15 protein-coding genes and 1 pseudogene are annotated in these 20,388 nt (G+C 57.3%); 6 read left to right on the top strand and 10 right to left on the bottom strand.

Annotation, left to right across the window (positions count from 1 at the left end):
• Nucleotides 1-14: 14 nt before the first annotated feature.
• A pseudogene (locus tag CU048_14830) lies at nt 15-119 on the bottom strand (IS481 family transposase).
• Between the two features lie 59 nt (nt 120-178).
• Nucleotides 179-1,036, bottom strand: a complete 858-nt coding sequence (locus tag CU048_14825) for a glutamate racemase (protein QBR72342.1) — start codon at nt 1,034-1,036, stop codon at nt 179-181.
• A 207-nt stretch (nt 1,037-1,243) separates the two neighbouring features.
• On the opposite strand from CU048_14825, the gene CU048_14820 reads away from it, so the two are divergent.
• Nucleotides 1,244-2,680, top strand: a complete 1,437-nt coding sequence (locus CU048_14820; GenBank protein QBR72341.1) for an MFS transporter — start codon at nt 1,244-1,246, stop codon at nt 2,678-2,680.
• A gap of 53 nt (nt 2,681-2,733) precedes the next feature.
• Here CU048_14820 and CU048_14815 read toward each other — a convergent pair whose 3' ends face one another.
• Entirely contained in the window at nt 2,734-3,465 is a 732-nt protein-coding gene (locus CU048_14815) for a hypothetical protein (GenBank protein ID QBR72340.1), read from the bottom strand.
• 113 nt (nt 3,466-3,578) lie between these two features.
• The gene (locus CU048_14810; protein ID QBR72339.1) at nt 3,579-4,409 is read right to left on the bottom strand and encodes an RNA methyltransferase; all 831 of its coding nucleotides are present in this window, start codon (nt 4,407-4,409) and stop codon (nt 3,579-3,581) included.
• A 228-nt stretch (nt 4,410-4,637) separates the two neighbouring features.
• On the opposite strand from CU048_14810, the gene CU048_14805 reads away from it, so the two are divergent.
• Together CU048_14805 and CU048_14800 are read left to right on the top strand one after the other, a co-directional pair.
• Nucleotides 4,638-4,889 carry a hypothetical protein gene (locus tag CU048_14805; GenBank protein QBR72338.1) on the top strand — a complete coding sequence of 84 codons (252 nt, stop codon included), beginning with the start codon at nt 4,638-4,640 and terminating at the stop codon, nt 4,887-4,889.
• Between the two features lie 498 nt (nt 4,890-5,387).
• Nucleotides 5,388-7,661: an exopolysaccharide biosynthesis protein gene (locus CU048_14800; protein ID QBR72337.1), complete on the top strand. Its 2,274-nt coding sequence runs from the start codon at nt 5,388-5,390 to the stop codon at nt 7,659-7,661.
• Between the two features lie 27 nt (nt 7,662-7,688).
• Here the strand turns inward: CU048_14800 and CU048_14795 are convergent, their stop codons facing one another.
• The 3 genes from CU048_14795 to CU048_14785 all read right to left on the bottom strand — a co-directional run bounded on the left by CU048_14795 (nt 7,689) and on the right by CU048_14785 (nt 10,627).
• Nucleotides 7,689-8,267, bottom strand: a complete 579-nt coding sequence (locus tag CU048_14795; protein ID QBR72336.1) for an NADPH-dependent FMN reductase — start codon at nt 8,265-8,267, stop codon at nt 7,689-7,691.
• 84 nt (nt 8,268-8,351) lie between these two features.
• Complete coding sequence (gene egtD / locus CU048_14790) at nt 8,352-9,332, bottom strand: L-histidine N(alpha)-methyltransferase (protein QBR72335.1); 981 nt, start codon at nt 9,330-9,332, stop codon at nt 8,352-8,354.
• A complete protein-coding gene (locus CU048_14785; GenBank protein QBR72334.1) occupies nt 9,332-10,627 on the bottom strand; it encodes an ergothioneine biosynthesis protein EgtB in 1,296 nt (431 codons plus the stop codon). Before CU048_14785 ends, egtD begins: the two co-directional genes overlap by 1 nt.
• Nucleotides 10,628-11,249: 622 nt before the next feature.
• On the opposite strand from CU048_14785, the gene CU048_14780 reads away from it, so the two are divergent.
• Complete coding sequence (locus CU048_14780) at nt 11,250-12,326, top strand: hypothetical protein (protein QBR72333.1); 1,077 nt, start codon at nt 11,250-11,252, stop codon at nt 12,324-12,326.
• 142 nt (nt 12,327-12,468) lie between these two features.
• Here the strand turns inward: CU048_14780 and CU048_14775 are convergent, their stop codons facing one another.
• The gene (locus CU048_14775; protein QBR72332.1) at nt 12,469-14,121 is read right to left on the bottom strand and encodes an energy-dependent translational throttle protein EttA; all 1,653 of its coding nucleotides are present in this window, start codon (nt 14,119-14,121) and stop codon (nt 12,469-12,471) included.
• 732 nt (nt 14,122-14,853) lie between these two features.
• Here CU048_14775 and CU048_14770 point away from each other — a divergent pair.
• Both CU048_14770 and CU048_14765 read left to right on the top strand, forming a co-directional pair.
• A complete protein-coding gene (locus tag CU048_14770; GenBank protein ID QBR72331.1) occupies nt 14,854-15,468 on the top strand; it encodes a TetR family transcriptional regulator in 615 nt (204 codons plus the stop codon).
• 391 nt (nt 15,469-15,859) lie between these two features.
• The gene (locus CU048_14765) at nt 15,860-18,115 is read left to right on the top strand and encodes an RND transporter (GenBank protein QBR72965.1); all 2,256 of its coding nucleotides are present in this window, start codon (nt 15,860-15,862) and stop codon (nt 18,113-18,115) included.
• A gap of 207 nt (nt 18,116-18,322) precedes the next feature.
• Here the strand turns inward: CU048_14765 and CU048_14760 are convergent, their stop codons facing one another.
• Both CU048_14760 and CU048_14755 read right to left on the bottom strand, forming a co-directional pair.
• Entirely contained in the window at nt 18,323-18,775 is a 453-nt protein-coding gene (locus CU048_14760; GenBank protein ID QBR72964.1) for a hypothetical protein, read from the bottom strand.
• 286 nt (nt 18,776-19,061) lie between these two features.
• Nucleotides 19,062-20,339 carry a hypothetical protein gene (locus tag CU048_14755; GenBank protein ID QBR72330.1) on the bottom strand — a complete coding sequence of 426 codons (1,278 nt, stop codon included), beginning with the start codon at nt 20,337-20,339 and terminating at the stop codon, nt 19,062-19,064.
• Between the last annotated feature and the right edge of the window lie 49 nt (nt 20,340-20,388).

The following is a 20,388-nucleotide window of genomic DNA, read 5'->3' as shown; positions in this document are numbered from 1 at the left end:
CGAGCTATGTGTTTGATCCTGTAGCGCTTGGCCAGAGCCCTCAGGCTCTCTTGACTATGTTGTGCCGCTCGACGGACCGCCTCTGTCGTTGTGGCGCTGCCGTGAAGAACCTGGCCCATAGCGCATCCCTCCATTCAGGAGAAAATAATGCATCATCAAAATACGGGATCAAACACCTCTAGAGCGCTTGCGGTCCGAGAATATGTTCTTTGTGGTGAGGCATTTTCGCTATCACGGCATTCGCAATGCCGCGAAGGCGCAAGGCGGCCAAAAGCTGCGCCCCCGGCCCCGCTTCCCCGGTAAAGATTGCATAATTAGGCACCGAAGACGGATATGGCGCGAGGGAGAATCCGACTTCGCGCAAAACATGATCGGTGCGCCTCGCAATGGCCGAGGCAGGATCGATCCATTCGACCTTCCACGGTGCCAACCGTTCGAAATGCTCCAGAAGCAACGGATAGTGCGTGCAAGCCAGCACGATACAATCGGTACGGCGGTGTTCGTCCGATACGAAGGCAGGCAGAATTTCCTCGGCGATGGCGGCGTCCGCAATATGGCTCCCTTGCATGAACGCTTCGGCAAGGCTTGCGAGCACGCTCGATCCCACCAGATTGACCACGCAATGCGCCGCATAGGTGCGCACCAGATCATGGGTATAGTCGCGTGCGACGGTTCCCGGAGTCGCGAGCACCGAAATCAAACCCGAGCGCGAGAGACCCGCCGCCGGCTTGATCGCCGGGACGGTGCCGATGAACGGCATGTGGGAAAACCGGGCCCGCAAATGCGGCAACGCCAAGGTTGAGGCCGTGTTGCAGGCAATGACGACGGCATCCGGACCGCAGCGGTCAATCAAACGCTCCAACACCGACATGACCCGCGCGATCAGAACGTCGGCACTTAGATCCCCATAGGGAAAGGCTGCGTCATCGGCGGCATAGATCAAATGGGCGTCCGGCCGCAGACGCGCGATCTCCGCGTAAACGGTCAATCCGCCGAGGCCGGAATCGAAGACCAGGATTTTTGGGGCGCGCGACATAGCTAAAGCCAAACGAAAACACTTAGTTCGACGGCCGGTTCCGACATCAGGACGGTTGGCATGACCGACGATCAAGGCAGATTTTGGTTAAAAACAATTGAAATCTATTCGTTTCCCGTGCGCCCGACAGCCATCTCCGCTCAAAGCAGTCAAACAATGGCCGCACGGCTTATTAACATGCGATCGGACGAGTGGTGAAGGACGGTCATGAAGGGCGAGATTCTCGAAACCCGTGTTCCGGCGCGTCTCGACCGCCTCCCCTGGGGCAGATTTCATACGCTGGTGGTGGTCGCGCTCGGAATCACCTGGGTGCTCGACGGTCTTGAAGTCACGCTTGCAGGATCCGTCGCTGGCGCGCTCGAAGCCAGCCCAGTCCTCCATTTTACCGCGACCGACATTGGCCTGGCCTCGAGCTTTTACTTGGCGGGAGCGGTGATTGGCGCGCTTGTCTTTGGATGGATGACCGATCGGTTGGGCCGCAGGCTGCTGTTCTTCATCACATTGGGCCTCTACCTTGTCTCCTCGACCGCGACGGCATTTGCCTGGAATTTGGAAAGCTTTTGCCTTTTCCGAATGTTGACCGGCGCCGGAATCGGTGGCGAATACAGCGCGGTCAACTCGACCATTCAGGAAATGATCCCGGCGCGCTATCGCGGATGGACCGATCTTGCGATCAACGGTTCCTTCTGGATCGGCGGCGCGCTTGGGGCGGCGGCTTCGATTTACGTCCTCGATCCGACCCGGTTTGATCCCGACATCGGCTGGCGTCTTGCTTTTTTTATTGGGGCAGCCCTCGGCCTCGTCATCCTTTTTCTCCGAACCTGGATCCCTGAAAGTCCACGCTGGCTCGTCATTCACGGCAGGGAACTGGAAGCGGAAAAAGTGGTCGATGACATCGAGGCCGGATTTCGCCTGCATGGAACAAATTTGCCGGATCAATCGATCCTCGCTCCCATGCGCTTGCGTCCACGCACGCACACGCCGCTGCGGGAGGTCTTTCAAACGCTTTTCGTCACTTTGAGAATCCGAACCTTTCTCGCGCTGACCCTCATGATGGCCCAAGCCTTTTTTTATAATGCGATCTTTTTCACCTATGCGCTGATCCTCACGAATTTCTATGATGTCCCGTCCTTCAATGTGGGCTGGTACATTCTTCCTTTCGCGCTTGGCAATGTGCTTGGGCCATTGGTGCTTGGCCCGTTGTTCGACTCCATCGGCCGCAAGCGAATGATCGTCTTTACCTATGCAATTTCGGGTTTGCTGCTTGCTGCAAGCGGCTGGGCGTTTATGCATCATCTCCTCGATGCCACGCAGCAGACGATCGCCTGGTCGGTCATCTTCTTTTTTGCATCCTCGGCGGCCGGAGCCGCCTATTTGACGGCGTCTGAAATCTTCCCCGTCGAAATGCGCGCGCTCGCCATAGCCTTTTTTTACGCGGCGGGAACGGCGGTCGGCGGAGTGGGCGCGCCATTGCTGTTTGGGAGGCTGATTGCAACCGGCTCACGGGCCAGTGTTTTCAACGGCTATCTGCTGGCTTCAGCGCTCATGGGTCTGGCCGCCGTCGTCGAGTTGTTCTGGGGCATCGCGGCGGAGCGCAAGCCATTGGAAGCGGTCGCGCGGCCCTTGTCGTCGTTGAAGGAATGAATCTTTAGAATATGCGCGGAAACCGCTCAGCGCATCGAGGCCATGGCGGTCTTTTAAGATGGTTTTCCAGGCAGAGTCCACACATGGTAGCTGTCGACATTGTGCTCGGCCTGGGTGATCAGTTCCTTTGAATATTCAAGGATCGGCTCATTGAGCCGGCGATCGGCATCCGTAGTGGACAGGTCCCATTTGAGCAAAGCCCACAACACTTCGTTCACGAAGCGCGGGGGTTTCGACCGTTGCCTGCTAACCTTGCTGCACTCCACAAATCGAAAAAACGATTTTCTGGCGTTTGCCGTGTGGCGCGCATCTATAAAGACCTTTGCCATCTCTGCGTAACAAACGCTGTACCCGCGCTGCGCACCTTTCTTGTAATAGTCCAAGGCGATCAGTGTATCTTTGCCAAGGCGATCTCTCTCCAACAGATCGCCGACGCCATCGTCAGACTCGGTGCTGAGCACGTCCGCGCCGGCGCGCGAGCCACACAGCTTCAAGGGCGGGCTGATCGAAGCGATGGTTTTTAAGACATCGGATACCGAGGTTCGAAAAAACTGTTTCGTGTTGGAGACGCGCAGACCTTTATTTGTCAGCGCCGAATGGATAACCGCCTCGGCAGCGCGGCCATTGTCGAAATGATCTTCGAATACGACCTTGAATGGCGTTATCAGCTTGCCTTCCACCGACAACTCATTGGGTCCATCGGGCAGAGGCGTGGTTGTCATCCCCACGTTCACCAGCCCGGGCAATGAACCGTTCGCCAATACGTAGATATATCCGGCAGCCATAGGTGCCTCGCTGTAATCGGCTTAACAATAGCAAAGTATCAAATTTCGACAAATGATAATTAATAACTTTCATGTCCTTTGTTTGGCCATTCGGCCAATCAAAACGGCAAAACTCAGCCTTTGTCGCCGGTCACTTGTTCGGGCTCGGTCTCCGACGCCGATCCATCGCGCCGACCTTCGACCAGGCGCACAACCATTCCACGAAGCGTCCGGACGTCCTGTTCATTTAGTTGCATCCGGTGAAAGATGTTGCGCAGATTCCGCCGCATCACCGGTTGCTTACCGATGGGCCGGAAGAACCCCGCGCGTTCAAGCTCCGATTCCAGATAATCGAAAAAAGATAACACCATTAATAAGGGCGCGGCCGGCGAGCCTTGAGAAACGGCGAAGGGAGCCGCAGCGTCTGTTGCCGCACGCATCCACTCATAGCCGACGAGGAGCACAGCCTGCGCCAGATTGAGCGACGCGTAAGCCGGGTTCACTGGAAACGTTATGATCGCATTGGCCAATGCGACGTCGTCATTTGTGAGCCCGGTGCGTTCGGGGCCAAACAATACGCCGTGTTTTTCGCCCAACGCGATTTTCCCGGCGGATTCCGGCATGGCTTCCGCGGGCGTGAGAATTCGCTTGTGTTGGCCTCGCTCGCGCGCCGTGGTTGCCCAAACGAAATTGAGATCGGCAACGGCTTCGTCAAGGGTTTCGAACAGGGAAGCGGCTTCGAGCAAATGCACGGCGCCCGCAGCCGCGGCATGTGCCCCTTTTCGCAAAACGCCGGTCCGCGGCCAGCCCCCCTTGGGCGCTACGAGACGCAGGTCGACTAGGCCGAAATTGGCCATCGCCCGCGCGCACATTCCGATATTTACCGCAAGTTGCGGACGCACCAGAATGATCGCCGGGCCCCCTTCATGACTGGGCTTGGTTCGGTCGGTCCCGGCGCCGGTCATTGGAACGCCCCCATGCTAACAACCTGACTATTGGCTCCGATGCGGTCTCGGCCGGTTCAAATCCGCAAACGATCAGCGCACGCGGCGCCGATGGAAAGGCGACGTCCTTTCTCCCGACTGTGGCGATAAGATCACAGCGCACTTCCGCAGGTCTCGGACCAGCTTGTTCGGTAACCTGATTCATGGCATATATAATGGGAATTACTCTCGAAATACTGGAATTCTGAAATGATGTTCAGGAAGCTTCGTGCGGCGACCTACGGCGCGTGCCTGGGCATTATGGCCCTTCCGGTTGCCGCCGACGCCAGGCCCGTCGGGACCGTTGAGGGCATGCCGTTCTTTGGCGCTCCGTACCCCTATGGGTACATTTATCATCGGCCGAACCTGGATTGTTTCGCGGTTCAGCAACTTGATACGCCGACAGGCCCTCGCCTTGTCGAGGTCTATATCTGCGACACGCCCGTCAGCGCGCGGTATTGAACCTGCCGCCTTTGGCCCAGACAATTGATTCTGCCGTCGCATGGGCCGGTTTCGGCCAAGGGACCTCGGATCTGTCACGCGCACTGATGGGCAGACGCCGGGCCGTTCCGCGTGTCTTGTGTCATTTAATAACACTTTGTCTGTATTGTTGAATAAGGCTTTGTCTGGTACTGCTCGCTCAGTTGACCCCTTGGCTAGCGCCAATGGAAGGGTCAAAACCTCTGCAGTATTCGTCAGCGAACGTGAGTGTCGCGGCAATGAGCGAAGAACCGAGAGAGGGCTGTATTCAGTTCATCCGTTGGGCTCCCGGACTGTGCTAAACTGCGTGCATGCCCCGATTTCCCGGGGTGTATGCAGAGCCTGGCGGATACTGCCCCGGTCGAGAGCTGGGCCATAATTATGAGCAGTTTATCGCTTAAGCTTATCGTTAACTGGGTCATGACGTGACCGGGATCGCCGCGGCAAGCTTTTAATCCAGACCTATGGTGACCGAAAAAGATGCTGCAGATTAACAAGCGCTCCCCTCATTCAGACGACGGTTCAGGGCAGCCAGATAAGCCTTTCCTCCATTCCTTAAATAATTCACTCAAAATTCTTAAGCGGCAACGCCCTCTCGTGAGTTTGATTTTTCTCTGCTGCCTCGCGCTGGGGTTCCTTTACTATTTCATCACCCCGGCGAGCTTTACGGCTGACGGAACAATCGTCATCGACAAGCGTAAGGTTCAACTGTTCCAGCAAGAATCGGTTCTGAGCAACGTCGATGTCGACACCGCGACCGTCCAAACGGAAGTCGAAGTTCTCAAATCAGACAGCATAAGCCTCGCGGTCATCCGAAAACTGCATCTGACCGAAGACCCTGAATTCGTCGGCCCCTCGAAGGGGCTGATTGGCGCGACGGTGTCATTCGCAACGAAGCTGTTCAGTAAGCAGGAATCGGAGACTGAGTTTGAGCGCGAAAGCGCGGCTTTGCTCAAGTTCAACAGGCAGCGCACGGTCAGCCGGCTTGGTCTGACCTATGTCATGAATATTGGGTTCACCTCGCAGGATGCAGCCAAGGCCGCGCTGATCGTCAACACTTTGGCCGACGCCTATATCGACGATCAATTGAACTCCAAATATCAGGCCGCGCGCCGGGCGAGCCGGTGGCTGCAGGAACGCATCTCCGAGCTGCGCACCCAGGCGACCGCGGCCGAGCGCGCCGTCGTCGATTTCAAAAGCAAGAACAATATCGTCGATGCCGGCGGCGGAAGGTTGATGAGCGAACAGCAGCTGGCCGAGGTCAACAGCCAGCTCATCCTGGCCCGCGCGGCGACCGCGGAAGCCAAGGCCCGTCTCGATCGCATCACGACCGTCATGGACCAGGACGTCGGCGATGCATCGATGGCAGACGCTTTAAAAAGCGAAGTGATCATCAAATTGAGGGGCCAGTATCTCGAAATTGCCCAACGTGAAGCAATCTGGGCGAAGCGCTATGGCGAGAACCATCTGGCGGCCATCAATCTCCGCACGCAAATGCAGGAACTGCGGCGAAGCATCAAGGATGAAATGCGGAAGATCGCCGAAAGCTACAAGAGCGATTATGAAATCGCCCGCACAAGGGAGAAGAGTTTCGAAAACAGTCTCGCCAATGTCGTAAGCATTTCACAGACGACCGGTCAGGCTCAAATTCAGCTTCGCGAACTGGAAAGCAACGCCGAAACCTCCCGCACCCTTTATGACAGCTTTCTCCAGCGGTACATGGAGGCGGTCCAGCAGCAAACCGTACCGATCAGCGAAGCCCGCCTGATCAGTCCCGCGATGCGGCCTTTGAAGAAGAGCGCGCCCAGACTGACGATTGTCCTGCTCGTCACCATCGTCAGCGGCGCGCTGCTGAGCTTTGGTGTCGCTTACCTTCGCGAGGCTTCGGATGGCACCTTGCGCACGACCGACCAAGTGGAGGAGGTGCTGCAAGTCGACTGTTTAGCCATGGTCCCCGTATTAAGACCCCCCACCCCACGAACCACCAACAGAAGCGATGAGGCGCAACGCGGCAGACCCAATCCGAGACTGCAGACGGCGAACCCGGATTGGCTTCGATATGTGGTCGATGCCCCGTTTTCCCGTTATGCCGAAGCCATCCGGTCGGTGAAGATCGCCGCCGATCTCAGCGGGGTTTTGAAGTCGACAAAGATCATCGGCATGACATCGACACTGCCAAATGAAGGCAAGTCCACGATCGCCTGCAATCTCGCCCATCTTGTTGCCGATGCGGGGGGAAGCGTGATTTTGGTCGATGCCGATCTGCGCAACCCGACCTTGAGCCAAAAATTTGCTCCAGACGCCCTGGGATCGATCGGTGTCGTCATGGGCAATATTCCGCTCGAAGACGCAATCACCATGATCCCCTTCACGAATTTGCATTTTCTGCCGGCCGGACCGACTTCACGCCTTCCGCATACCAATGAAATTCTCGCCTCGGCTGCCATGAAGAAGGTCTTCGACCTTTTGCGATTGAGGTATGACTACATCATTGTCGATCTTTCGCCTGTTGCTCCGATCGTGGATGTGCGCGCGACCGGCCATTTCATCGACACCTATGTCTATGTCATTGAATGGGGAAAGACGAAGGTCGAAATTATCGAACGCGGCCTGGCGGAGGCTGGAAATATTTCGGACCGCCTCCTGGGTGTGGTGCTCAACAAGGTGGATACTTCCGCCCAGAGCCGTTACGAGCGCTATCACGGCAATACGTACCACCAGAAATATTACGCCAAATACGGCTACGTCGACTGATTGCGCAGCCAATGGGCCGAGAGCGCGCTAATAGGGCGTGCCCTTCGCGCGTTCGGCCTGAAACGCGCGCGCATACCACTCCAGCTCGCTTAGAAAGCGAGCCGTTGCGGATGCAAACGCCGAAGGATCTTGCAATACGCCGTCTTCGGTGAAGGTGGTTCCGACGCGGCCAAACGGCAAGAGCGAAGGAATGCTCGGCATGCCAAGTTCGCTCAGCGTGGCCCGCAGCTGCATCGCCGCGCGGACCCCGCCAAACATGCCGGCGGAATAGCAGACAATCGCGGATGGCCGCCAAAAATATTCTTCGAGAAAATGGTCGAGCAGGTTCTTCAGCGCCGGTGGAATGCCGTGGTTATACTCGCCGCTCACGATCACGAAACCGTCTGCCTTCCGGTAGAGGCCCGCAAGTTCTTCGAGCGGGGCCGGCGCGGCGCCCTTGTATTCCTTGTACATGCGTTCCAGCAGCGGCAGGCGGTAGATCATGGGATCGATCAAGGTGGTCGAATGTCCGCGGCCGCGGATCTGGCCATCGATAAAGCGTGCAACCCTGATCCCTTGTCGTTCGGGCCGGACCGAGCCGTAGAGAATGACGAAATTCAGCGGCATCTGCCCTTCCCTTTAGCAAGTGTGTGGATTTGGTTCGCAAGCGCGGGGCCAACCGCCGTCCCCACCAGAGATCAAGCATTCCGCTTAAGGCCGCGAACCGGAAATCAATTCATGCACGCTGAAAAGATTATCGTCGTCGATCCAAACTTGTGCGGGGTTCCAACCCGCCGAACGGGCGAGCTCCTGAAATTGATGGACGGAATATTTGTAGGAATTTTCGGTGTGAATGGTTTCGCCGGCAAAAAATTTGAACCATTGGCCGAGAACGCTCACCATTTGATCCCTCACGCTGACAAGATGCATCTCGACCCGCCCCTCGCGCGGGTCGTAGATGGCCTTGTGCCGAAAGCCGTCGAGATCAAATGAACCTTCGAGCTCGCGGTTGATCCGCGTCAACAAATTGAGATTGAACGCGGCGGTGACGCCGGCCGCGTCATTATAGGCGCAGACAAGCTTGCGGGCGTCCTTCTTCAGGTCGACCCCAACGATGAGGCGGCCACCGGGCGATAACACATCGCGCATGGTGGAAAGGAGCCGGCCCGCTGCGAGCGCATTCAGATTGCCGATGGTGGATCCGGGAAAAAAACCCGTCTTGGGAGCATCAGTGAGGTCGCTCGGAAAAGCGACCGGGTTTGAAAAATCGCCGATGACGAGGCGTATGTCGAGCGATGGGAAGCGCTCCAACAGACGCTGTTTCGCATCGCTGAGAGCGCTGGCCGATACATCGATTGGCACATAGGCACGCAATTGCGGCAGGCTGGAGAGCAGGATTTCCGTCTTGCGGCTCGAACCGGAGCCAAACTCGACGAGCACCGCGCCGTCGCAAATGTCCGCGACGATGTTGGACATTTGGGACTCGAGAATGGCAACCTCGGTGCGGGTCGGATAATATTCGGGCAGACCGGTAATCTGCTCAAACAATTCGCTGCCCCGCGCATCGTAAAAAAACCGGCACGGCAGGCTCTTGTGCGGGCGCGAAAGACCCTCGATCACGCCCGCCGCGAACTCGTCATCGGGCCCGGGAACAGCGTCCGTGGCGCGGAGAACCTTATTGATCGTCGACATCAAGCGATCTCCGAGGCAAGGCGCAGGCCCATGAACTGCCAGCGCTGATGAGGATAAAAGAAATTGCGATAGGTCGCGCGCGCATGACCTTCCGGCGTCGCGCAGGAGCCGCCGCGCAAGACCTGCTGGCTGACCATGAACTTGCCGTTATATTCACCCAGCGCCCCGAGGGCCGCGCGATAGCCTGGATAGGGCAGATAGGCGTTCCCCGTCCATTCCCAGACGTCGCCGAACAATTGACGCGGCCGACCGTCTGATCCCGATCCTGCCGGCAGGGGCCGCAGAGCCTTGGAGGCCAGCGTGTTACCGCTTGCCGGAACATCCTTGGCCGCAAGCTCCCATTCGAATTCGGTTGGAAGCCGCCGGCCAGCCCAGCGCGCGAAGGCATCGGCTTCATAATAGCTCACATGCGCAACGGGAGCGGCACGATCGAGCGGCCGCAGGCCTTCGAGCGACATTGCGAGCCATTGCCCCTCCCGCTCTTCCCAATAGAGCGGCGCGTTCCAGCCTTCCCGATTGACCATTGTCCAGCCATCGGCAAGCCAAAGGCTGAAATTCCGATAGCCTCCGTCTTCGATGAAATTAAGCCATTCCGCATTGGTGATCAGCCGATCGGCGATCTTGAACGGATGGATCAATTCGCGATGTCGCGGTGTCTCATTGTCCCACGCAAAGCCATTCCCGGCGTGCCCCATTTCATGGAGTCCGCCCGTATATTCGATCCAACGAAGCGCTTCCGGCTCACCCTGATCCACGCGCGGGCGGGACGCCCGATACGCCGGACGCAATGGATTTGCGGCAAAAAGAGCCAAAATATCGGTGAGCAGCAGTTCCTGATGCTGCTGCTCATGATTGATGCCGACCTCGATGACGCGCGCGAGTTCCGACCCCGGCTCGATCTCGCGCCCGACAAGCTCTTCAAGCTGCCGATCGACATGTTCGCGGTAAGCAAACACAAGCTCGCACGAGGGCCGCGTCAGAAGTCCACGTTTGCCGCGCGGCTGGCGTGCCCCAAGCGTCTCATAATAGGAATTGAAGCAATAGTTGAAGGTCTCGTCGAAGAACGCATAGCCCTCGCGATGGATCGCCAGGACGAAATTTTCGAAGAACCAATTCGTATGCGCGAGATGCCATTTCGTCGGGCTGGCATCATCCATGGCTTGAACGGTCATGTCTTCGGCACTGAGCCCCTGCACGAGGTCCAGCGTCAGCTGCCGGGTTTCGAAAAGGCGATCGCCGAGGGATACGGACTCCCCTCGCATGGCCGGTGAGGAAGAAACCATGGGTTGCGCCATATTGGACTCCTACGCCGAACCTCGGTGGGACCAGCCGCTGCCTATTTTAGCCGAAACTTAGCAATCAAACACAACCGCTAGATTGCAAGACGAGGGCGGGTCCGCCGGGCAAGCCGAGCGGCCCCACAAAACAAGCATGGCCACGTAACCGTACGATTTCGCTGAGATTTTGAATTGAGGGGGCAGGCTGTGAACACAAACTTGTGTTGGATTGGCCACGAGAGGTCTTTCCACCCTGATGCGAAGTGTCCCTCATAACGCGCGGGCGGCATTTCGGTTCGTGGCGGAAGACTAGCTAAAGCTTTGTAATAGCGGCGATCTTACCAAAATGTTTCACGTGAAACATTTTTGTCCGATTCTGGGGGACCGAGTACTTAAGGCGTCGTACAGCTGGCGGGCTTTGGATAAGTAGGATCGCGCGGAAATTTGGTACTTTAAGCGGTTGGATCTTGCACAGTCGGGAACGGCTGCATTTGAAACAAAGCGCCCATTGCGGCTTAACCATTCGAATGGTCGAGTCGAGTGAAAGCGGCCGTACTGCGGGCGGTCCTCTGAAACGTTGATTTCGCCGAAAGGTTGACGTTGTGCTACGTGCGCAGCCTTTAGATATAAGCGAGGAAAGATGGCGAAATGCATCTATCGGAAGGTTACGCTTAACTCCAATAAGCCTGAGGATGACGATACTACATCGGTCGAGCACATAATTCCTTGGTCGATCGGCGGCTCAAACGGCCTTCAAACGCTAGATGTGTCGAGGCGAGCCAACAATGATCTTGGCTCAGAGGTCGACGCGCCATTCGCGAACACCCTTCCAATCGCCATTAAACGCCATGAGCTTCAACTTAGGAGCCAAAATGGTCAGATCACCCCCATCGTCTGGCGCGGACAGAGCCCCGAAGGCTTCAGAGGAATGATGACAATTCAATCAGACGGCACGGTGGATGTTCGGTTAGACCCAAGTGTCAACAGACCGAAGGGTGGCCAACATGGACCGACGATTGTGTCTGGACCGCGGGAACGCCTAACACCGATCCTCGAAGGCATGCTGAGGGGTATGAAAAAGAGAGGGGAGCAGGCATATTCGCAAGAGGGAAAGCTAATCGAGTCGCTCGCTGATTTTTTGAGCGCGTCCGAGCAGACTCTTGTTGATCGCCTAAATTTCAACATCGAGTATTTCAACCACGAGAGTTGGACGAGAGGCATTCTGAAGATTGTCTTGTCTGCTGGTCACAACATACTTGGGCCCGAGTGGACGTTCGGGCCAGACGCTGATTCCATCCGGGGTATGGTTATGAACCCTCGTGAGAATTGGCGGGAACCCTTTCCCAGGGGCTTTATCGCGGGAGAGTGGGATCGAGCTCTGCGGTTGGCGCTAGGAAAAACTGCAGATGTGCGCGATGCCTTTCAGCACACGGTGGCCGTTCTGCCAGCCAATCAGGAAGGAAATGGTTTTATAGCCGTGTCCTTATTCGGCGGAAATGGTGTACCCGAGTCAGTGGTCCATGTCGGTAAGCTGCCATCGAGGATAGTGCAGACTCTGAAAGAAGATAATCATGATACCGTCATGGGCTATCGAGTAGATCCGAGAACCAGGACCACCATCCCAATCACGTTTGGTGAGATGGGCCGTCGTATCGCTACTCAAGGCCCGACCAACAACAAAGCGATGCGGGTTTACCGAAATCGGACTCTACGCTGATCACCCATTTCGGCTGCGTCTAATGAGGCCTGATCCACGGATAGGAATGCTAGGGCAGCTTTAGCTCGAAATCAGAAATACGCCGAGCCGCCAGCGAATGCCGGTTTTGGCGCGACGCGAACCAAATAAACTAACCCAGCCCTCACCTCGAAAACTTCTTATATTTCAGCCGGTGCGGGATGATGCTGTCGATCCCCAAACGGCGTTTCTTATCCTCTTCGTAATCGGCGAAGTTGCCTTCAAACCATTCGACATGGCTGTCGCCTTCGAAGGCCAGCATATGGGTCGCGATGCGATCCAAAAAGAAGCGGTCATGCGAGATGATGACCGCGCAGCCGGCGAAATCGGTCAAGGCTTCCTCGAGCGCGCGTAAGGTATCGACGTCGAGATCATTGGTCGGTTCGTCGAGCAGCAAAACATTGGCACCCGATTTCAACATTTTGGCGAGATGCACGCGGTTGCGCTCGCCGCCCGACAGCTGGCCGACTTTCTTTTGCTGGTCGGAACCCTTGAAATTGAAGGCGGACGTATAGGCGCGCGAATTCACCTCGCGCTTGCCGAGGGTGATCATTTCATTGCCGCCGGAGATTTCCTCCCAGATGTTTTTCTTGGGATCGAGCGCATCGCGCGATTGATCGACATAGCCGAGCTTGACCGACTCCCCGACCTCGATGGTGCCGGAATCCGGCTTTTCCTGACCGATGATCATGCGAAACAAAGTGGTCTTGCCGGCGCCATTCGGTCCGATCACGCCAACAATGCCGCCGGGCGGTAATTTGAACGAGAGATCGTCGATGAGAAGCTTGTCGCCGAACCCTTTTGCGAGATGCGAAAACTCGATGACATTATTGCCGAGGCGCTCGGCGACGGGGATGACGATCTGGGCGGCGGTCGGCACCCTGTCGTTCTGTTTCTGGACGAGATCCTCGTAGCGCTGAATACGCGCCTTGGATTTGGCTTGCCGTGCCTTGGGGCTCGACGCAATCCATTCGGATTCGGCTTCGAGCTGACGCTGGCGCGCTTCGTCCTCGCGGCCCTCTTGCATGAGGCGCTTCTGTTTCTGCTTCAGCCAGGCCGAATAATTACCTTCGTACGGGATGCCGCGCCCGCGATCGAGTTCGAGGATCCAGCCGGTGACATTGTCCAAGAAATAGCGGTCATGGGTGACGATCAGGATTGCTCCGGGGTAATTGCGCAAATGGCCTTCGAGCCAATTCACCGTTTCCGCGTCGAGATGGTTGGTCGGTTCGTCGAGGAGCAAGAGTTCGGGCTGTTCGAGCAGCAGCTTGCAAAGCGCGACGCGGCGGCGCTCACCGCCGGACAGCTTGGCAACCGCCCAATCATCGGGAGGGCAGCCCAAGGCGTCCATGGCCTGATCGACCTGGGCGTCGAGATCCCAAAGGCCCTGCGCCTCGATCTCGTCCTGCAATTTGGTCATTTCATCGGCGGTCTCGTCGGAATAATTCATCGCGAGATCATTGTAGCGATCAAGGATCGCCTTTTTCGCCCCGACGCCCAGCATGACGTTTCCGCGCACGTCGAGATGTTCGTCCAGTTGGGGTTCCTGGGGAAGATAGCCAACCCTGGCGCCTTCGGCGACAAAGCCGTCGCCCGTAAACTCCTTGTCGATCCCGGCCATGATCCGCAAAAGGGTCGATTTACCGGCTCCGTTGACACCGAGCACACCGATCTTGGCATCGGGATAAAAGGAAAGATTGATGTTTTCCAAAACCTTTTTCCCGCCGGGATAGGTCTTGGTAAGGCCTTGCATGTGATAAATGAATTGCCGCGCCATGGGGCTCGTATCTTTCTGCCAAAAGGGTAAGTTCGCGAAGGTGTAGCTGCGCGGCACGGCGCGGTCCAGGCCGGTCAACGACCTTCCCTTCAGTCCGCGAAAAAGCCTGTGCCCTGCCGCAACGCCTCTTTCAATACAACCTGAAGCGTGCGGTAAAGCATCCTTTTTAGAGCCATAATTCGACGTTTCTATTTCAAAATGCGGAGAATCGTTGGAGAATCGTTCTTGCTCCCGAAACGTTCGAAATCCAAGGGCCCTATGCCGGCGCCGGTAGGGCTGGGCGCAGGCCCGGCAGGCTTCGCCGCGACAAAGCTTTTCGCGTCCGACGATCCTAAAAGAGTGGATGCCGATGAAGGGCTTAGACACAGATGATCGGCGCTTTTGCGCTTTATTAAGCACCGAATGCGACAATACAGCGCAAGTATTGCCCTTGGAGGCCTGGGACTGGCACAATTTACCTCCTATTGGCCGGCCCGGGCACGCGATTCCTTTGCCGTTGAATGCGTTTCTTACTCAACAATTATGCGCCGACTGCTCGTTAAACCCATTTGGGGGAAGCGCCGTTGCCAGAGCCTGTGCATATTGCAGAGCAGAATCAAGGTGGATTACATAAACATGCGCACTGTAATAGAAGCTAAAGAACAGGGTATCGATCGCTCAACCCATTTGGGAGAAGCGGCAGCTACGCATGACGACCATAGTTCTGTCGATACTCGGCGGGGTTGTGAAGACATGCGGACTGCAAGGAAATCGAAAGAAAAAGATACGCATCAACTGATCGTCGATGTCGCCGAGCGTTTGTTCCGGCAAATCGGATTTCAGAAGACGACGGTTGCCGACATCGCGCGCGAACTGCACATGTCGCCGGCCAATGTCTATCGTTCTTATGTCTATCGTTTCTTTGCGGCAAAATCCGAGATCAATGAAGCCGTCTGCATGCATCTGCTCGCCCGAGTCGAAGCGGAAGCGGAAAAGATCGCCACGGCTCGCGGAACAGCAGCCCAGAAATTGCGGAACTTGATGAGTTCCGTCGAAAAGACCCATTACAAGCAATATATGAACGACCGTAAGCTGCATGAACTCGTTGAAGCGGCGATTACGGAAAATTGGACGATCATGCGCGAACATAACAGCCGCATGGCCGCACTTTTGGAACAAATCATCGCAGGCGGCATCGCCGAGGGCGAGTTCCAGAAGGCAGATGCCGCTTTGACGGCGCATTTGGTCAATACGGCCTGCATCCGTTTTTGGCATCCGCGGCTCATGGTGGAATATGAAAAGGAACCCGAGCCGACGCTGGACCAAATGATGGATTTTTGTCTCGGCGCGCTTCGGCCGCACGACTAAACAAACTCGTCGCCAGGGGAAATGCCCCTGGCTCTGCCGGCCGGACTCGCTATTTCTTGCGGTCCGAACAGGATGAGGGCCTGACAAAGGGAATTGAGGATGCCGGGGACCCCTTCGCCCCCGCCCGCCGCTGGAACCCCGCCGCGCAACCGAGTTTCGAATGTAACTCTGCGCACATTCAACTAATTGCTTTCTTTTTTACAGACCACCTCTGGTCACGGTGACGCCGAGCCTCTAATGAAGCCACGGCGGATTGCGTGCGGAGAGTCGTTTGAAAATCGAAAGAGCTGACGCGGCAACCCCGTCGGCTGATCCTGGCGATCAAAAGCTGCACGCCCTGGCTCTCGGAATCGAGCGCATCGGCTTGGTATCCCTGCGGTTTCCCCTGGCCATGGCTCTCATTTTGATCGGGCTTGCGATCGCCGCAGGCTTCGGCTTGTCAAGAATCAAAGTCGACGATTCGCTTAGCCAATTATTCCGTTCGGACACGCCCGAGTTCCGCCAATATGAAGAGGTGACGCGGCGTTTTCCATCGAGCGAATTTGACGTGCTCGTGGTGATCGAAGGCAAGAAGCTGCTCTCTCAGGGGTCGATCGAAAAGCTGCGCGATCTCGTGACAGATCTCCAATTGGTCGATGGCACGCGCGGCATCATCTCGATTTTCTCGGCACGTCAACCGCCGGAAGACGGCGACATTCCCGCTCCCCTCTTCCCAGATCAATTGCCTGAAGGCGCCGCCTTTGACACCATGGTCAAACGGGTGCTCGACAATGAGATCATCCGCGGCAAGCTCTTGTCGACGGACGGCGAACTTACCCTCGTCGTCCTCGCGCTGGATCCTTCCGTCGTGGAGGGCCGCAATCTAAGCGAGGTCGTCGGTGAAATCCGCAAGACGATGGCGGACGACCTCGCCGGGGCAAATCTGAAAGCCGAGCTTTCCGGCGTCCCTGTGATGCAGCTCGAGATCCGCAATGCGGTCGAACGGGACAGGCTGATCTACAATGCCGTCGGCTTTGTTGCGGGATGCCTGATCGCGATCTTTTTCTTCCGCCGCCTGTCTTTCATGATCATCGCGGCCGGCCCACCGCTCATCGCCATATTGCTGGCCCTCGGGGCGCTGGGGTGGCTCGATTTCCGCCTCAACATGTTCCTTAATGTCATGACACCATTGATCATGGTGATCAGCTTTTCCGACAGTATGCAGCTGACCTTTGCGACTCGCGATCGGTTGCTCGCTGGCCAAAACAAACGCGACGCCTTGCGCAATGCGATTTTGGTTGTCGGGCCGGCTTGTGTTCTGACCCACGCGACCGCGGCCGTTTCATTTCTGGCCTTGCTGTTTTCCGAATCGGAGCTGATCCGCAGCTTCGGCGAAGCCGGTCTGATCGCGACGCTGATCGCCCTCGGCGCTGTCCTTATTTTCATGCCGCTCCTCGGCATTCTTCTTTTACGCCACGAGGCGAGCTTTGCGAGCACCATGGCCGGCTCGGATTTCGCGGTTGAAGCGCTCCGCAGATTTTGTGGATTCATCGCCGCCCGAATGGTCCGGCATCCGGGTATTTACAGCCTGCTCGGGCTGCTCGTGGTGGTCGGACTCGGCATCGTCTACGCCAGCCTCGAGCCGAGGTATCGGCTCGCCGATCAAGTGCCCGACAAACAGCAGGCGGTAGCCGCCAGCGGCCGTCTCGATGCCAAGCTTACGGGCGCCAATCCGATCGATGTGCTGATCGAGCTCCCGAAAGGCGCATCGCTGCTTGCGCCTGAAACGCTGGCGGTCATCGCGGAGGTACACTCCATCCTCGAAAAGCAAGCCGGTGTCGGCAATGTCTGGTCACTCGAAACTTTGCGCCGCTGGCTCGTCGAAGCTGGCAAGCCCGATGTGTCCACTTTGCGGCAATACGTGGATATGCTGCCGAAATATTTGACACGGCGCTTCATCTCCGCCGACCAGGACGCGGTCGTCGTCTCCGGCCGAATCCCGGATGCCGACGCAAGCCGTCTGCTGCCGGTCGTCGACGAGCTGGGCAAGTCGCTCGACAAGGTCCGCCTCGAACATCCAGGCTACAGCATTTCGGTGACCGGGCTGGCCGCCATCGCTGCGCGCAACAGCGCCAATATGATTGAGAAATTGAACCGGGGATTGACGTTCGAATTTCTATTCGTGGCGGCCTTTATCGGCCTCGCCTTCCGATCCCTCGTCGTGATGCTCGCGGCCATATTGCCTGGCATTTTCCCGATCGTCGCCTCCGGTGCCCTTTTGAGCGTCACGGGCCAGGGCCTTCAATTCGCCAGCGTCGTCGCCCTGATTGTCTCCTTCGGGCTGGGTTTAAGCGCAACGATCCATTTCCTTAATCGGCTGCGCCTGGAGGTCCGGCCCGATCAGGATCCGGGCATCGCCGTCGAACGCGCGACCATCCTTGTCGGCCCAGCTTTGATTCTGACGTCGATCGTGCTGGCCTGCGGGTTGGCGGTCACGGTGTTTTCCGACCTGCCGTCGCTTCGCCTGTTCGGGTGGCTGAGCGCTTTCTCCATGATGGCCGCGCTAACCGCCGATCTCTGCATCTTGCGCCCGACGGCGATGTTCTTGCGGCGGGTCAGCGACGGGCTCGGCGTCAAATGGTCCGCGCGCAGAGGCCACGCCCACTAGGGCATGTTCCGAAAAAGTTGACCGACTTTTTCGATCAGAACATGCTCCACTCGTTGAACTTGAGCGATTCCTTTTCGATCAGATGATTCCATCTGATCGGGAAGCGCTCTAACGAACGCGCAAGTCGTCACTCGATAAGGATTCGCTCGTAATGGAGGAATCCTTGTCAAAGCATCATGCCTTTTCTGCTCGAGGACAGCCGTCGGCTCACCCTTTGCGCAGAGCAATCGACACGCCGGAAACCTCTGTGTCGCCTTGAATCCTAATGCCGACCGTCTGTCTCTCGCCGCGGGAGACGATATCGAGGCCGGCCGAAAAACCGGGACCTTGCACGATGGCGTGGATCACGCCGGCGGAGGCATGGCCGGAAACACTGCCCTGAGCGTTTCGCGTGGCTTCCGACCATGAGCCTGAAATGCTTCCCCCCTGGGCCATGACATTTGCGCTGATTTCCAGCTTGTAACTGTCGCTCGCACAGCGCAAACTTTGCTGAATGGCCCTGCCGGTTCCATTCACCGCATAACTCGCCCTGCACCGAATTCGCTCGGTGCCACCATTCCTCATCGTAATCGTGCCGCTACCGGACCAGTAGCCGGATAGGCCGACGAAGGGACCGTCCGGACCCGGGTCGGCATGCCCCTGCCCTGAAATCAGAAGGATCGCGGCCGCGCACAGCGCGGTCTTGAAAGAGGCGACGGGCGCCTTCGATGAAATGAATGCCATCGGTTTTGCTTTCTTTAAAGGGGGAGGAACCCGCAAAGAGCTTGAATCGGCGAAAGCCAGACCGGCGCAGTAAATTTCAGCATCATTGCCGTTCCGTTAACCCTGAGGTCGCCGCCGAAAGATTTTGAAAATCTTCATTTAACTCAACATAACACCCGAAATTTCGGATTCGTTGCATCGGGAAGCCAAAACAGGCTTGGGTCCCGGTTTCCGAGCGAAGTCCTTAGGATGTCAGACGGCTGCGCGACTGGGTCAGCCCAAGCCCAAGAATGACCGCGGCCAGGACAAGAATAGCCGAGCCGAAAAGCCCGACGTTGACGAACGCAAGATTCAGCAGTGTGACGAGGCTGGCTCCTGCCGCCGCCGCATAGAATGAGTCACGGCCGCGGCGGGCCGCGCCGCGCAACAATGCAAACACCGCAAATGAAGTTGCGATCACAGCGACCCACAGCATGACCTTGCCCATCTCGATCGATAGCTTTGCCGCCGCCGTCACGGCTTCGGAGTCGAGTGAGCCGGCGTCAGGCGACCTGTAGATCGGCAACAGCGCGTTAAAGCTGCCCGCCCCGTCACCAAAAAACGAGGTGTCGTTGAGAATCCGCTGGGTCAGCTCGACAGCCGCGGCTTCCTTTTTGACGAAAGCGAAGCGTGGGTCGGGGTCGGTCGCCGAGATTGTCACCAGAGCGACCGCGATGACCGTCGCGGTGACACCGATCGCGGCGGCTCCCAAACGGCCGAGAGACCAGCGGCGAATGGCAACGACGGCACAGAATGTCAGGAAGCCGGAGCCCGCCGCAAACGTCAGCGAGCCGGATCTGGTTTGTGCGATTGCGGCGGCGCAAATAAGGAAAGCCACGAGGCAAGCCAGCGACGAAAGGAGAAATTTTTTCCGGGTCTGCGTGGGATGGGATCGGCGGGTTTCCCGCCGCTCAAAGACCAGGGACGCGCAGGCCGCCGCCAGGACGACGCCGAGGCAGGAACAATCCAGCGCTTCCTCGCGGATGGCGAGAAATTCAAAATCGAAAAAATCATGGGCGATGACGACCAAGGAAATCAGGACCGTCGCCGCTGTCGTGCCGATCAAGACAAGTTCCGCCCGCTCCCGGTTGATCGTCACCGAGGCCGTCAGCAAGATGGCGCCAACGATGGAGAGATAGCGCACCAGCGCGATCGCTGTTTCGCCCGTGTCGACGCTGACGCTTCCCAAAACTCTTTGCCCAAAACCGGCTGCGACACTCGTCCAGACCGGGTTCTCCAGGAACGGGAGCGGCAAAATCTGAATCAGCATCCAGACGACCGGAAAAATCGCGATGAGGATGACAGGCCAAGAGACCACGGTTGCAACATGCTGCGCCTCGCCCTGTGGCAGTCTCAGCGCTACAACAACGAGGCCGAACGAGACAATCAGAGGAATGAGACAAGCAATGACCGGCCCGTCGACAGCGATGATCGCGGGACAAAGGCTGAGAAGACCAAGAAGAATGACAAGCGCAGCGGACATGACGAACTTTATTCAGTGCCGGAAGATGAAAATTGCGCCGCGCCAAGCC

Source organism: Beijerinckiaceae bacterium, assembly GCA_004564215.1.
Taxonomy (GTDB): domain Bacteria; phylum Pseudomonadota; class Alphaproteobacteria; order Rhizobiales; family Beijerinckiaceae; genus Methylocapsa.
This window is presented reverse-complemented; position numbering and strand designations above follow the sequence as displayed.